The following is a 15353-nucleotide window of genomic DNA, read 5'->3' as shown; positions in this document are numbered from 1 at the left end:
TGAAGAAACATAGGTGTCCTATCCTATTAAAAAACCTTCCCTGAAATTTGGGGAAGGTTTTTTCAGATTTGGATGTATGAGCTTATTAATGCGAAGGAGGATTTAAAATATCCAACACCTCTTGTGGCAATAAGACCTTGTCTATCACGTGGACAATTCCATTGCTTGCCATCACATCGGCCAAGGCCACGTTAGCATCGGTATCCGTTTTATCCCCAATGGAGACACCATCCCCTAAAATAGCGGTCAGGGATTCGCCCTGCACCGTTTCTATCGTTTGATGATCGGTCAAGTCTCCCGATGCTACCGCTGCACCCGCGACTACATGATAGGTGAGGATTTTTGCCAAGAGCGCCTTTTCCTTGGGCGTATCGAAACTATCGATCGAACCACAATTTGGAATCTGGGCCAACAGGTTTTCAAACGCCTCGTTGGTAGGGGCAAAGACCGTGAACGGGCCATCCGCGGACAAGGTTTCTACCAGACCGGCATCCGCTTGGATAAGGGCTTCGACCAATGAGCTGAGGTCATCGACACTTTGTGCAGTTTCCACGATGTTGAGTTCTTCCGAAGGCTCAAGCGCGTTCACTACTTCTTGTGGCAACAAGACCTTGTCGATAACATGGACAATACCGTTGCTGGCTTCCACATCTGCAATTACCACGCTAGCGTCGCTATCGGTCGCATCCTCTATTTGAACGGTTCCGTCGCCAAGGCTGATTGCCACACTTTCACCCTGAAGGGTTTCGATCATTTGTCCGTCCGAAAGATCGGTCGAAAAGGCGGCCTTGCCGGCAACAACATGGTAGGTCAATATTTTGACCAAGAGGGCTTTTTCGCTTTCGGTATCAAAATCCGAGAGGCTGTTGCACTCGTCGCCCAAGGCGTTCAATAGGTCTTCAAAGGCGGCATTGGTCGGGGCAAAAACCGTAAAGGGACCTTCGCTGCCCAAGGTCTCGACCAATCCGGCATCGGCTTGTTGTAGGGCCTCGACCAAGAGGCTCAAATCGTCGTTTGCAACGGCCAGCTCCACAATGTTATCAAGCTGCAAAGAGGCTACAAAATCAAGGGCAGATTGGGGTAACAGCACTTTGTCAATGGTGTGTGCCACCCCGTTGGAGGCCTGAATGTCGGTATCGACAATGTTGGCTTTCGTATCGGAGGCATCGCCGAGCACAAAGGTGTCGCCCGAGGCGATCACTTGTATAGAATTATCGGCAAGGGCGGTACCTACTGAAAATTCCGAAAGGTCACCCTCTTCTACTTTCGCATCGGGAATCACATGGTAAAGCAGAATATCGCGTAGGAGATCGATTTCAGCTTCTTCGTCAAAATCGTCGAGACTCATGTAGTTGTCGCCTAGAATATCCAATAATGCTAAAAAGGCATCGTCGGTAGGCGCGAATACAGTAAACGGTCCCTCGCTGGACAGGGTTTCGGCCAATCCGGCCTTAATTACCGCCGCTTCCAATACGGAAAGGACTTCGGCTTCCACAACGATTTCGGTGAGCGTCTGAAGGTCTTCCGAAGGCATTTCAGCGTTAAGGGCATCAAGAACCGCCTGCGGAACCAGGACTTTGTCGATGACGTGCACTACACCGTTACTGGCCATAACATCCGCTTGGGCGACCTGGGCGTTTTCGTCAGTAGCATCTTCCAAGAACACACTGCCGTCGAGGTCAATACCCACATCTTCCCCTTGAACGGTCGTAAGCCGTTGCCCGTCGGAAAGATCCGTGGAGAGGGCTTTGGCACCTACTACGTGGTACGTAAGGATATTGGCCAACAAAGCTTTTTCTTGGTCGGATTCGAAATCCTCAAGGGAATCAAAACCTTCGAGCCCACCTAACAAAGCGGCAAAGGCATCATTGGTGGGGGCAAAGACCGTAAAGAGACCCTCTCCGCTCAGCGTTCCGATCAGGTCGGTACCTTCCCTTTCGTCCGCCTTGGCTAGTGCAGCGACCAAGCTGCTAAGGGCATCGGTCGCTTGGGCGGTTTCAACAATATTTTTCTGTAGGGCTTCGACTTCGGGCGCGTCATCATTAGTGTCGCTGCAAGACCATAGTCCGACGAACAGGATTGTGGAAAGCACTATGCTTTTCCAGGAGTACAATTTTTTCATAATAAATAATTTTAAATAAAGTGTTCAACTAATAAACTCGATATGAGTTCTTTTTTATTGTCGCAAACAAAAAGCTCATTTAAAAAAATCCATTACCTCTACTAAGTGGTTTTTTGGTAGTATTTAGACCCCGGAAGGCCCTTCATGTATTCAGCAGTATTCGTAACGGCTGATTTGCAAAACAAGTATTTTGTTTAAGCTATGGACAAGATAAGTAAACAGAAAAAACATTTACATTCTTTAACATAATTTTAATAATTTATGAAGTGGGTAGTGTTAATCCGGGTAGGAAACTTGTTACGGTATCGGTTTCCTTGTACCATGAAGAGGTCGTTATCCTTAAAAATTAAAATCCCGTCCAAATGAAATCTGGACGGGATTTGTTCCAACTAAAGGCAGATACGGAACTGCATTAATCTTCCTCCGTAGTATTAGGAATCAAGACCGTATCGACAGCGTGCACTACCCCGTTGATGGCCTGCACGTTCGCTACAGCGATATTTGTCCCGGCGTTCCCTGCACCATCGGTGATGGTAAAGGTCTCCCCCGAAGCATTAAATGTCAGCTCATCCCCCTCAAGGGTAGCAGCTGTAAGTCCGTCCGTAAGGTCTCCGGACACAACGTTCGCTCCCGCAATGACATGGTGTTGTAATACCGCGGTTAGGGCAGCACCTTCTGGTACGGCATCCAATGCCTCAAAAGCTCCGTTTACCGGTGCAAAGACTGTAAATGGCGCAGGATCGGTTCCCCAGGGGGTGCTTAAAATGGAAACGAAATCGGGTTGTCCTTCAGCGGTCAAGGCACCTACCAGGGCAGAAAAATTACCGCTATCGGCAACCGCAAAATCCACCACTGTGGGAAGGTCGATAACCGTATCCACTGCGTGTACAATACCATTGGTAGCAACAATATCGGCTATGGCGACCGTGCTCTCCCCATTTAGGGTAACCCCGTCATCCGTATTGAAGTAGATGCTCAAGTTGTCACCATCGTCGTTCGCAGCTAAGGTATTCCCGTACGAATTGGAAAGATCTGCTGCAGCTAGGGCTGCTCCAGAAATTACGTGGTTAGACAGCACGTTGTTGATTTCATGACCGTCGGAATTCTCGAAGGCCATAAAACCGTCGTTGACCGGTGCAAAGACCGTAAACATTTGATCGGAAGCGCTTAGTAAATCGGTGAACGTCGTGTTGCCGTCGGCGGTGAGGGCCCCTACAAGTTCCGTCAGCCCGGGATTGTACGTCGCGTGATCGACAATATTGGGTAGGCCGATAACCTGATCGACAATATGTACGACCCCGTTCGATGCCTCGACATCGGCGGTGGCGACGGTAGCGGTATTTACCATGACCCCATCGGCGGTGTTCACGTAAAGGCTAAGTGCCCTGCCATCGACTCCGGCCGTTGATGACGAAGCGATATAACCGGTCGCTAGCGAAGATGATTTGTTTTCCCCGCCCACAACGTGATTGAGCAGCACCTGTTTGAGTGCTTCGGCAGGAATGTCATCCAAACTTGAGAAATCATCATTTGCATCCAAGAAGGCTTGAAAGGCATCGTTGGTGGGAGCGAATACGGTAAAGGCACCATCGCCCTGAAGTGTTTCTACCAATCCTGCTTTGGTCACCGCTGCGACAAGGGTACTTAAATCATCGGTATCCGAGGCCACATCAACAATGGTGTTGCTTTCCACGGGTGGCGTTGGGTCGACAGGTTTGACCTGGGGTGCACCATTGTCATCATTACTACAGGAAACGAACAAGAATAGCGTCAGGAACAATGCCGACAACGTTTTTAAATTTACACTTTTCATTTAATAGAATTTAAGGTTAATAGTAACTTTTTTAGCAGTTGAGAAAACAAGTGTTAACTCTTTAACAATCGGAAGATACATTATAGCAGGCTATTCTCCATGAAAATTACTTTGTTTAACTTTTTATTATAAATGATAAACATAAAATATAGTCATACTTCGCCAAGTCTGTCCATGCGATTGGTTTAGCATTTCTTTATCAAAGCATAAAGATTTGAGATGAAGTGAATAAAAATCCTTGACAATAGGTGAGATTCTTTAGTTCATACTTGGTAAGGATACCGATGCATGCACTAGGTCAGTCGATACAATAGATTTCGTAATTTTGCACTTTAATTGGAGGGAAATGAAAAAAGTGGTAATTGGACTTTCGGGAGGGGTAGATTCCAGCGTGGCCGCGTATCTTTTAAAAGAACAGGGGTACGAGGTCATAGGGCTCTTTATGAAGAATTGGCACGATGACTCGGTGACGATTTCCGAGGAATGCCCTTGGTTGGAGGATAGTAACGATGCGCTGATCGTCGCGGAAAAATTGGGTATTCCATTTCAGACCGTCGATTTAAGCAGGGAATACAAAGAGCGGATCGTCGATTATATGTTCGCCGAGTACGAAAGGGGGCGCACACCTAATCCCGATGTGCTATGCAATCGAGAAATAAAATTCGACGTTTTTCTGAAAATCGCGCTGCAGTTGGGAGCCGATTTTGTAGCTACGGGACATTACTGTCGGAAAGGAATCCTGAAAAATTCTGACGGAACCGAGACTTTCCAACTTTTTGCAGGGAAGGATACCAATAAGGACCAATCCTATTTTTTGTGCCAGCTTTCCCAACAGCAACTAGCCAAAACGCTGTTTCCCATCGGGGAGCTGACCAAACCCGAAGTACGGCAGATTGCGGCTGACAACGACCTGATCACGGCGGATAAGAAAGACTCACAGGGACTCTGTTTTATCGGGAAGGTGCGGCTTCCGGACTTCCTACAGCAAAAACTGAAGCCCAAAAAAGGGGTTATCGTCGAGGTGCCTTCAGATATCGCTCGGTATCATGCTAGCGCTCCGGAATTCAAGGGAACGTCGGACGAACTGGCCTACCATGCCCAAAAGCCTTTATACCACAAAGAGGATGGTAGGGTAGTGGGCGAGCACCAAGGTGCCCACTTTTATACCAAGGGCCAACGTAAGGGTCTGAATGTCGGGGGCACCAAAGAACCGCTTTTCGTGATCGATACCGACGTGGACGAAAATATCATCTATACGGGGCAGGGCAAAGCGCATCCCGGCCTCTACCGAAGAACGCTGTTCGTTACCGATGACGAGTTGCACTGGGTCCGGTCGGATTTGGCACTTAGAGTCGATGAGACTATGGAGGTAATGGCGCGGATCCGCTATCGGCAGCCCTTGCAAAAAGCTACCCTGTACAAAATTGACGGCGGCTTGTATGTGGATTTTCAGGAAAAGCAGTCGGCCATCACCGAAGGACAGTTTGTCGCCTGGTACTTGGAAGACGAACTGGTGGGGTCAGGGGTTATCTCTTGAAAACCGGATTGAAGATCGTTGATAGACAACTGAAACTGTCGGGTTGAAGGATCCATTACCACGAATGGATATAGGACTGTAGGATGTAAGACATAGGACAAAATTATGATGGCCTATTTGCGATTTTTCCCGTTTTACGTCTTAAGTATTATTGTGCTACGTCATTGCCTTAGGTCATCACCTTAGAGTAGTTGGTCCAGTACTACCTTCCTTAATCATTGTACAACTATGAACAATCGTATCACGGAACTTTTCGACATCGACTATCCGCTTATTCAGGCCGGGATGGTCTGGGCCAGTGGGTGGCGTTTGGCCTCGGCGGTTTCGAATGCCGGGGGCCTGGGCATTATCGGGTCCGGCTCCATGTACCCCGAAGTATTGCGCGAGCATATCGAAAAATGCCAACGGGCAACGGACCGGCCTTTTGGGGTAAACGTTCCTTTAATGTACCCGGATGTGGACAAGCTCATGGAAATCATCGTCGAACTCGGGGTGAAAATTGTGTTTACTTCCGCCGGCAATCCCAAAACCTTTACATCGTATTTAAAGGAGAACGGAGCACGCGTGGCGCACGTAGTCAGTAGTGTCAGATTTGCCCTGAAAGCCCAGGACGCGGGGGTCGATGCCGTAGTGGCCGAAGGTTTTGAAGCGGGGGGACATAACGGACGGGAAGAAACTACTACGTTGGTCCTGGTTCCCGCCGTACGTGAGGCCATTGCTATTCCGCTTATTGCTGCCGGGGGTATCGCTACGGGCCGCGCCATGCTGGCAGCCATGGTTATAGGGGCCGATGGAGTACAGGTCGGCAGTCGTTTTGTGGCCAGTCCCGAAGCTTCCTCCCACGCCCTGTTTAAACAAAAGGTAGTGGAAGCAGGGGAAGGTGATACCCATTTGACCTTAAAAGAGTTGGCGCCCGTGCGGCTGCTGAAGAATAAATTTTATCGCGATGTTCAGGATGCATACGCTCGTGGCGCTACTGCCAAAGAGCTGCGGACGCTGTTGGGCCGCGCTAGGGCTAAACGCGGCATGTTCGATGGCGATATGGAAGAGGGCGAACTGGAAATCGGACAGGTATCCGCCCTTATCCATGAAATCAAACCTGCCGCTGAAATCGTATCGGAGGTGATGGAAGAATTCGAGAGCGTCAAAAAGTCGATTGCCAACCTGTAAGCTAGCCTCAGGGGTGGTATATCGAATAAAGGCATTTTCAATAGTTGCGCGAATGCATCCGAAGAAAAATGTCTTGGGCCACAACCGCGAGGTACGGGAAAAGGAGAAAATGAAGAAAGAAGTGGCGGCGGCCAGTGCCGCTGTTTAGAGAAGGTCTATAATACAGGTGGATGATGCCAAATGTTTTATCTTTAACGATATGAATACAAGAAGAAATTTTTTGGAAAAGTCGGTCCTGGCTACAGCTGCCGCTACCATTCTTCCGGCCATGTCTTGGGCCAAGGGATTTCGTAAACCGGAAAACAATGATCTAAAGCTGTCCCTGGCCCAATGGTCCCTGCACCGGGCCTTGGAAAAAGGGGAGGTGCAGGCCGTCGATTTTGCTCGGATTGCCAAGGAAGACTACAACGTCTCAGCGGTCGAATACGTAAACCAGTTTTACATGGATAAGGCGTTGAACGACCAATTCTGGTCTCAATTGAAAGGTCGGGCCGATGATGTTGGTGTTAAAAGCCTGCTCATTATGGTGGACAATGAAGGGGACTTGGGAAATCCGGTGGCTACCGATCGGAAAACCGCGGTAACCAACCATTTTAAATGGGTAGATGCCGCTAAAGTTTTAGGATGCCATTCCATCCGTGTCAATGCATTTGGGAAGGGTACCAAGCCGCAATTACAGGCCGCCTTGGTCGATGGCCTGGGAAGTTTGGCCGGGTACGGGGAAAAACAGGACATCAACGTGCTAGTGGAAAATCATGGATTGCATACGTCCGACGGAGCATTTATGGCAAACATCCTGCAGCAAGTGGACAGTCCCTTTCTGGGTACATTACCGGATTTTGGCAATTGGTGTTTGAGCAAGCAATGGGGCAGCATCCAGAACGACGACTGTGAAAAAGTGTACGACCCTTATCAGGGCGTTGCGGACTTTTTGCCCTATGCCAAAGGGGTCAGCGCAAAATCCTATGCTTTCGATGAGAAGGGAAACGAAACCATCATCGACTACCGAAAAATGCTTCAGTTGGTGAAGGATTCGGGTTTTGACGGCTATATCGGTATCGAGTTCGAAGGAGAGACAATGGCCGAACCGGAAGGAATCCGGGCGACAAAGAAACTTATCGAAAAGGTATGGTCGGAGTTGGACTGAAGTGACCGCGTTCGTCCCCTGATATTTATCATGTGTTTATTTTGAGGAATACTTAACATGGCCCAATAGGAATAAGGATTAATTTAGCCGGTTCTAAGAGTTCACAAATGACAAAACCTAGAATCGCTTTGGTTGTGGGAATCCTCGGAATCTCCATCTTTCCCGTCCTTGTAAAATTGGGATATACTTCGGGACTGATTTCCGCATTTTATCGGATGGCAATCGCTTTTGTCTTACTGGTGCCCATCGTGCTCCTAAAAAAGCAGTGGCGGTGGCCCGGTGTGCCATTGACTTTACTGGCTGTCCTGAGCGGGGTGTTGTTCGGTTCGGACGTTGCGGTCTGGAACATAGCCATAGAAGAATCTACCGCTACCCAAGCCTCCCTCCTGACCAATCTTTCGCCCATTTGGGTGGGGATGGGAATGTTCTTGTTTTTAAAGGACCGTCCGACCGTTAATTTTTGGATCGGCACCTTGGTGGCCCTATTGGGGATGGTCGTGATCGTCGGCTTTCACTTTTTTGCGCAACTGGAATTCGATCGGGCCTTTGTCTTCGGGATACTTTCGGGTGTTTTTTATGCCGCTTACCTCTTGGTCTCCAAAAAGGTGTTGGCGCAAATGAACATTCCTTCCTTTATGCTCATCAATCTTTTTGCTTCCTCTATTTTTTTGGGGGTGATCAATCTTTTGGCGGGGGAAGCGTTTTACGGATTCGAACCTGCCGCTTGGACGGTGTTGGGCATCCAGGCCGTTGTTTGTCAGCTGATGGCCTGGTTTGCGCTCAACTATGCCATCCGGCACATTCGCACAACCCGGGTGTCGCTGAGTCTGTTGGCGCAGGCCTTTATCACTGCCGTATTGGCGTGGGCGCTTCTCGGTGAGGCCATCACCCTGCAAATGGTTTTCGGGGGAATTATATTGCTTTTCGGGATTGCAATAACATTTATAAACAAGCCTCTTTTTGACTTCCAATATCTGAGGATGGGAGGCACCGGTCCAAAACCTCGCTTTAAAACCGATATTTGAAAATCGTTCTGGCATAGACATGCCGTTCTGTAGGGACCACCTTTCCGTATAGGAAATGATGTTCGATACCCAAGGAAATGCGTTTGAAAGTAGCATAGAGGCTCAGGGTCGTGACCGCATTGAATAGTTTCAAGTCATCGACGGCGTATTCGAAATCGCGACGGAAAAGGCTTCCCTGGGCCGTGCCATCAAATAGGTTTACGCTGCCACCGATAGTAGCTTGGACCAAAAGTTCCCAATCCGCCGGGTTCAAAAGGATTGCATTATCCGTGGCCAAGGAATGTGCCAGTTTGTTAAACTTCCCGAATCGTACCCCAAGGGTAGGGGAGGCGTCGATGTACAGGTTTCCGAGGCGGGCGTTTATGGCGCTGTACACATCGAACCATTTGCGGTTCGGTAAAAAATCATAACCATAGGTGAGATCGGCATTAAAAATGGATTGATTCGGCACTTGGTATTTCCATTCGTCGAAGATGGGGTCATGGGTTATCTCGTCGTGAAACCAATCCTGAAATTTTCCTGCCAACGAAGCGGGACCCATGATGCCGAGAAGCAGCGTCCCTTTAAGAAATGACCGATTAAAGGTATAGACGGTCTCGAAGCGGCCATAGAGCAGTCCGGCGTAGGGACGGTCGAACGCAATGCGGTCCGCTTCGATTTCGGAGGGGGAAACCCTTTTGTCGGTCGGGTTATTTGTAGTGACTCGACCAGCTTACCGTATTGCTCGATTGCCATCCCATTTTAATACTCAATACCCCATATCCGGCATCTAACAATCCCGCATCGCTCAATGCAGAACCCGTGTAGAGGTAGCTGCCGAATTTGGGTCTGATCTCTGTAACCGGAATTTATCGGGTTTGCCATCCCCCGAAGAACGCTGGGCAAAGGCCGTAAAACAAATACTTAGCAAGCAGATGACGCATAACCTATTCATTTTCAAAAACTTGATGTCAAAATTTGTCGATTCGAGTTGAGCGATTGATTACAGGAAGGGAGACAGCAAACGCACGACCTTTTCCCAAAGACGCACGTAGGTGGGCCGGTTCAACCAGGTGGTAACGTCGATTTGCGAACACTCTTCTAAATCCTTTAGAAAAGCAGATTCCAATTGTCCCGCAATCTCCTTTCCGTAAATCAGGGCATTGACTTCAAAATTAAGGTCGAAGCTGCGGTAGTCCATATTGGCGGAACCTACGATGGCCAAGTTGTCGTCAACGACCATGGTTTTGGCGTGTACAAAGCCCTTGTTGTACAAAAATACCTCTACCCCGTATTTTAAAAGTTCGGTATAATACGAACGGGCCGCCGCATTGACCATTTTAGAATCAGAAATCCCGGGGACAATTATCTGTACTTTCAGTCCGCCTTGTGCCGCGATGACCAAGGTGTCCATCAGGCTTTCACCGGGTATGAAATAGGGACTGGTAATTAAAATCTTATTTTTCGCGGCACCGATGACTTCCAAGAGGGAATATAGAATAACGGGGAGGTCCGAATCGGGTCCCGAAGGCACCAGTTGTACAATTTCCTTCCCAATTTCCTTTTTGAGCGTGGGCGGAGGAAAATAGATCTCGTCATAGATGAGGGAATTTTGGCTTGCAAAATTCCAATCGCAAAGAAAGAGGTATTGCAGAAAGGCCGTGGCCGGGCCGTTGAGCATCAAATGGGTATCGCGCCAAAACAGCTCGCTTTTGCCAACTCCGTCATTTCGATACTTATCGCTAATGTTGATTCCGCCTATAAAACTTGTCGTTCCGTCAATGACAATGATTTTCCGGTGGTTTCTGTAATTCAGGCGGTTGGCGAAGGCCAGCAGTTTAATTTCGTAGAAGGGCGCGGTCTGTACGCCCGCTGTTTCGAGTTTTTGTATAAAATTTCTTTGCAGACTGTTACTGCCAAAGGCATCGTACATAAATCGGACTTCGATTCCTTCCCTCGCTTTTTTAATGAGGACGTCGGCTATCGAATTTCCCGTCGTATCGTCTTCATAAATGTAATATTCGATATGGATGTGGTGTTGGGCGGCTTCCAATGCTTTAAGCACTTCCGGAAATTTCTCTTCCCCGTTCAACAACAATTTTACGGCATTGTTCGAGGTCAGTGGGCTACTTGCGGACCGTCTTACGAATTCGGCCAGATTGTGGTGCGTCTCGCCGATCCCCCCAGAGTTGAACACTTTATCGGAATAACTGAACATACGGGACCGAATTTCTTGGCGCAGTTGCTCATCATGTACTATTTTTTTGCTATATAACTTTCTCTTGCGATAATTAACCCCAAAAGAAAAGTAGAAAATGATTCCGATAAAGGGAACAAAAACAATAAATAGGATATAGGCCAATGCCTTTACGCTACTTCGGGTGTCGTACACGACCCGTAAACTGACCAAGAGCACGATAATGATGTAAACTATTTCGAAAAGTAGTAACCAGTTCATGTAAGATGGTCTTAGGTTGGTACTCTATTTTCATTACCCATTTATCGGGTCTTTGGAAGCAGGCGCTCAAGGATGGACGATCAAGTTACAAAGAATTGGCATTTTTACGTTCGATAAACGCGTTCATGATTTCAAAGGTCTTGTCTAAAAAGGCCGTTGTCGTTTCCGGATGAATGGGGCACATTCTCAAAGCGGTGTGGCCTTTCAGTTGGGTAGTATTGATCATCGCGTAGCCGTTATCGAGTACGTGTTGGGATAACTTGGCGTTCAGTGCATCGTTTTTGTCCTCGCTTTCGAAAAGCTTCGCCCTGAACGAAATGATGCCCAAGTAAGGTTTAGTAATGATTTCCCAATAGTCCTTTTGTTGTAACAGCGTTTCGATATAAGCGGCATTTTCGAACCCTCGGGATACATCTTCCCCGATCTTATTCAGGCCTACGCAACGGAAAAACGTATATAGTTTTAAAGCTCGGAACGAACGGGATAGCTGAACCCCGTGTTCGTAATAATTGATCTCGCGTGAATCCCCGACAGTGTCGGCCAGATATTCGGCCTGCACGCTGAACGCTTTCTTCAGGGTTTGCCGGTCCTGTACGAGAAGACATCCCATTTCATAAGGCTGAAACCACCATTTATGGGGGTCTAATGTAATCGAGTCGGCCTTTCCGATGCCTTTGAGCTTGTGTTGGTGTTCTTTGGATAACATCGCGGCCCCGCCGTAAGCGGCGTCAATGTGAAACCAAAGCTGGTGTTCTTTGGCCAGTTGTGATAAGGCGTTCAGGTCATCCACTGCCCCGGTATTGGTGGTGCCCGCATTACCTATGATGCAAAAGGGTCTAAATCCTTTTTTTACATCCTTTTCAATGGTCGTAAGCAGTGCCGTGGTATCGATCCGAAACTGTTCGTCGGAATCGATTTTGCGCATGTTTTCAGGTTTAAAGCCCAATATTCTGAGGGCCTTTGACAAGGAGGAGTGGGTCTGTTCCGAATAGTAGATGGTGCCTTTGGAATGGTCTTCCGGCAGTTTGTTCTCCCGTGCCGCCACGAGGGCGGTAAGATTGGCCATAGAACCGCCACTGGTAAAGATGCCACCGCTTCCTTCTGGATATTCCATGATGTTCGCGAGCCAGTCCAAGGTACGGGTCTCCACCATTGAGGCGTAGGCCCCGCCCATCCAATGGCCGGCGAAGACGTTGTGGCCGGTGGATAGGGTGTCGGCCAGTACGCTGTAATAGTTGCTGGGCCCGGGAATAAAGGAAAAGAATCGTGGATGGTCTATATGGGTGACATGCTCCGAAACCATTTGGTTCAGTTCCTTGAATACCGCAGTCGGATCGTCAGCCTCCAAAGGCATTGTCGGATTTATCATACTATCGAGAAACTCGAAGTCCGGCTTATTGAACACGCGCTTTGACGAAAGGTTGTGACGATGATCTACAATGACGTCGATGACCTGATAGCCTAATTTTTTCATTTTCTTTTCCGTCATGGCTGCTAATTTACAATTTTATAAAAAGTTTAGAACGGACGCGTTTGCAGTTCTAAAAATAGATACGGGCAATTTTCCAAAAGAAGACAACTGCCCGTATCGAATAATCGATATGGTATCATAGCTTTTAACCAAAACGTATCGATTGCCTAAGGCCAATGGTACGGGCGCGTACTATTTGACAGCCTGGGCATCCCAACGTTCTCCGGCACTTTTGTAATCGATAATTAATTTATTCTCGTTCTGTACTATTTTAAGCACACCTTTGATGGTCTTATCTCTATTGATCAAGATATTGCCCTCTGCTTTCATGGCTATGTCCTCTAAATCGGGTATATCATTTGAAAAATCGAAGTCATAGATATTGCCCTCGCGGGTGACCTCAACGGTTCCCTGTAGGTTTTCAATCCGCTCTCCGTTCTTGCTATACCCAACATACCCCTTATAAACGCCGACGGCCACTTCGGTACCTTCCAAGCCGTTGTCGTTGCCATTGTCATCGTTGCTGCATGCCGCTAAAAACAAGGTGGCCAAAAACAACACACTAAAACTTTTAATAACTCTTTTCATGATGTTTAATTTTAATTTAGGTGAATAAGATTAATAATTCCACCACAAAAGTATAAATGGTTCGTAATATTACGAACTTTTTAGAACAAAAGTTTTCCTAATGTTCTGCGCATCTTTTCCACATTATGTACAGCACATGTACGACATTTGTTTTTGGGGATAACGGAGCAACCTGCCGCAAGTTTTCTGTTGTATTGAGGGTTTAGAATTCCTCTTCCCTAGGGGTCTCCGCTTCTTGTGAGGCGTTGGTCAGGTCCCGGTCCATTTCGTACAGACTTGTATTTCCGTCCACTTCGGTGGAGGCGAGGTTGTATTTATCGATAATCCCGTTAACCAAGCTCTCTTCCTCGATTTGCTTCTGTACGAACCATTGTCCGAAACTAAATGTCGCCCAATCCTTTTCCTCGTGGGCAAGGTTGACGATCTGGTCTATTTTCTTGGAATTGTCGATTTCGTGTTTTAATATTTTTTGGAGGCAGTCCCCAATATCCTTGGGATTTTCCGGTGCTTTGTCGATGGCCTCGATCTTGGCTTTCCCCCCCCCGCGGTCGTTGATGTACTTCAAAATTTTGAACATATGCTCCCGTTCGTGCATATGACCGTATAAAAAGTTGGCGATACCTGCAAAGCTGTTCACTTCGGCCCATGAGGCGTAGGAAAGGTACACCTGCGCCTGAAAAGCTTCGACCATCACTTGCTTGTTCAGCAACTTTATTGGAAATTCTTTTAGTCTTCTATTTCCAATGATTTTTAGTTGTTGTACGATTAAAATTCAAGGTACGCTGATTTGGGTCACCTTCGGTGTCGGTTTACATTTCTTATTGTTTCATTCGGCCTCCGCGACCTTGACCATCTGTTTCCCGATGTTTTCTCCGGAAAATAGGCCGATAAACGCGGAGGGAATCTGGTCGAAACCTCCGACCAGATTTTCGCGATAGGTCAGCTGATCCTTGTTGTACCACGTTGCGAGCTGCTTTTTGGCGGTATCGAATTCCGACTTAAAATCGAAGACCACGAAGCCTTCCATCCGGGCGCTTTTAGCGATTAAGGTATGCATGGGACGGGGGCCTCGGGGCGGGTCGGATTCGTTGTAGTCCGCTATCTGTCCGCAAATGGCAATCCGGGCGTGCCGGTTTAAGTTCGCGAAGACGGCATCGAAGAGCTCCCCACCGACATTGTCGAAAAACACATCGACGCCATCGGGACAGGCTTTCTTTATCGCCGCTTTCATATCATCGGTTTTCTTGTAGTTTATGCCTTTGGCCAATCCCAGATCGTTCTCCAGGTATTCGATTTTTTAGGGGATCCGGCAATGCCCACCACTTTGCAGCCTTTGATCCTGGCAATTTGGGAAGCGATACTGCCCACGGAACCCGCCGCTCCGGAGACGACCACGGTTTCCCCTTCATTAGGTTGACCGATTTTGAGCATCCCAAAATAGGCGGCCAATCCTGGTACGCCCAGCATACTGACCGCGGTGGAAATTGGTGCAAGGTCGGGGTTGACTTTTTCAAGGCCGTCCGCTTCGGCACTTTGATACTTTTGCCAGGCCAATCGCCCGTGTATGATGCATCCCCTTTCGAAATCCTTATTTCTACTTTTGACGACCTGTGCCACGGTACGACTGATAATGGGTTTGTCGATTTCAAATTTGTTACCGGCCGCATCGTCATTCCCCTTATCCATGAAACCCCTCATTCCCGGATCGATGGAAACGTATAGGCTTTTAAGCAATACCCCGCCCTCTTGAATTTCGGGTATTTTAATGTCGTTGAACCCGAAGGTATTTTCATCGGGTACCCCGGAAGGATGTTCTGAAAGTACGATTTCTCTCTTTTGAGGTTCTGAATCCATTATTTTTTGTTAGATTAGGAACAAATTTTGAAATACCCGTAAGGCCAGCTAGGATGCCTTCCATGATTCTATAGCCTTTGGTGCTGGTCAAGGTCGCGAACTCCATATTTACTTTTTTTTCGCTTTTGAGATAGGGATATTCAGGAGTAAGCCCTTTTTTCGGTAAAATTTAAAGTCGGTGCCGTTCGA

13 protein-coding genes are annotated in these 15353 nt (G+C 47.8%); 4 read left to right on the top strand and 9 right to left on the bottom strand.

The features are described from left to right. Positions 1-85 precede the first annotated feature (85 nt). A complete protein-coding gene (locus tag RQM65_RS02595; RefSeq protein ID WP_314012520.1) occupies positions 86-2122 on the bottom strand; it encodes a fasciclin domain-containing protein in 2037 nt (678 codons plus the stop codon). A 412-nt stretch (positions 2123-2534) separates the two neighbouring features. Next, positions 2535-3935 carry a fasciclin domain-containing protein gene (locus RQM65_RS02590; RefSeq protein WP_314012519.1) on the bottom strand — a complete coding sequence of 467 codons (1401 nt, stop codon included), beginning with the start codon at positions 3933-3935 and terminating at the stop codon, positions 2535-2537. A 346-nt stretch (positions 3936-4281) separates the two neighbouring features. Here RQM65_RS02590 and mnmA point away from each other — a divergent pair, with 346 nt between their 5' ends. The 4 genes from mnmA (at position 4282) to RQM65_RS02570 (ending at position 8814) form a co-directional block, all read left to right on the top strand. Continuing rightward, entirely contained in the window at positions 4282-5472 is a 1191-nt protein-coding gene (mnmA, locus tag RQM65_RS02585; RefSeq protein ID WP_432279834.1) for a tRNA 2-thiouridine(34) synthase MnmA, read from the top strand. 228 nt (positions 5473-5700) lie between these two features. After that, on the top strand, positions 5701-6642 hold the full coding sequence (locus RQM65_RS02580; protein ID WP_432279833.1) for an NAD(P)H-dependent flavin oxidoreductase: 942 nt from the start codon (positions 5701-5703) through the stop codon (positions 6640-6642). Between the two features lie 199 nt (positions 6643-6841). Continuing rightward, positions 6842-7789, top strand: coding sequence for a sugar phosphate isomerase/epimerase family protein (locus tag RQM65_RS02575; protein ID WP_314012515.1), 948 nt, complete (start codon positions 6842-6844; stop codon positions 7787-7789). Positions 7790-7896: 107 nt separating this feature from the next. Further along, a complete protein-coding gene (locus RQM65_RS02570) occupies positions 7897-8814 on the top strand; it encodes a DMT family transporter (protein WP_314012513.1) in 918 nt (305 codons plus the stop codon). Here RQM65_RS02570 and RQM65_RS02565 read toward each other — a convergent pair. The 7 genes from RQM65_RS02565 to RQM65_RS02535 all read right to left on the bottom strand — a co-directional run bounded on the left by RQM65_RS02565 (position 8798) and on the right by RQM65_RS02535 (position 15164). Then, the gene (locus RQM65_RS02565) at positions 8798-9472 is read right to left on the bottom strand and encodes a lipid A-modifier LpxR family protein (protein ID WP_314016770.1); all 675 of its coding nucleotides are present in this window, start codon (positions 9470-9472) and stop codon (positions 8798-8800) included. The genes RQM65_RS02570 and RQM65_RS02565 overlap by 17 nt on opposite strands. A gap of 324 nt (positions 9473-9796) precedes the next feature. Continuing rightward, the gene (cls, locus tag RQM65_RS02560) at positions 9797-11251 is read right to left on the bottom strand and encodes a cardiolipin synthase (RefSeq protein WP_314012512.1); all 1455 of its coding nucleotides are present in this window, start codon (positions 11249-11251) and stop codon (positions 9797-9799) included. Between the two features lie 85 nt (positions 11252-11336). Beyond that, entirely contained in the window at positions 11337-12740 is a 1404-nt protein-coding gene (locus RQM65_RS02555; protein ID WP_314012511.1) for a pyridoxal phosphate-dependent decarboxylase family protein, read from the bottom strand. Between the two features lie 174 nt (positions 12741-12914). Further along, positions 12915-13310, bottom strand: a complete 396-nt coding sequence (locus RQM65_RS02550; protein ID WP_314012509.1) for a hypothetical protein — start codon at positions 13308-13310, stop codon at positions 12915-12917. Positions 13311-13512: 202 nt separating this feature from the next. Beyond that, a complete protein-coding gene (locus RQM65_RS02545; RefSeq protein ID WP_314012507.1) occupies positions 13513-14019 on the bottom strand; it encodes a ferritin in 507 nt (168 codons plus the stop codon). Between the two features lie 117 nt (positions 14020-14136). Next, complete coding sequence (locus tag RQM65_RS02540; RefSeq protein WP_314012505.1) at positions 14137-14577, bottom strand: zinc-binding dehydrogenase; 441 nt, start codon at positions 14575-14577, stop codon at positions 14137-14139. Then, positions 14562-15164 carry an NADP-dependent oxidoreductase gene (locus RQM65_RS02535; protein WP_314012503.1) on the bottom strand — a complete coding sequence of 201 codons (603 nt, stop codon included), beginning with the start codon at positions 15162-15164 and terminating at the stop codon, positions 14562-14564. The genes RQM65_RS02540 and RQM65_RS02535 overlap by 16 nt, the downstream gene beginning before the upstream one ends. Positions 15165-15353 lie beyond the last annotated feature (189 nt).

The sequence above is a fragment of the Pricia mediterranea genome, from assembly GCF_032248455.1.
Classification (GTDB): domain Bacteria; phylum Bacteroidota; class Bacteroidia; order Flavobacteriales; family Flavobacteriaceae; genus Pricia; species Pricia mediterranea.
This window is presented reverse-complemented; position numbering and strand designations above follow the sequence as displayed.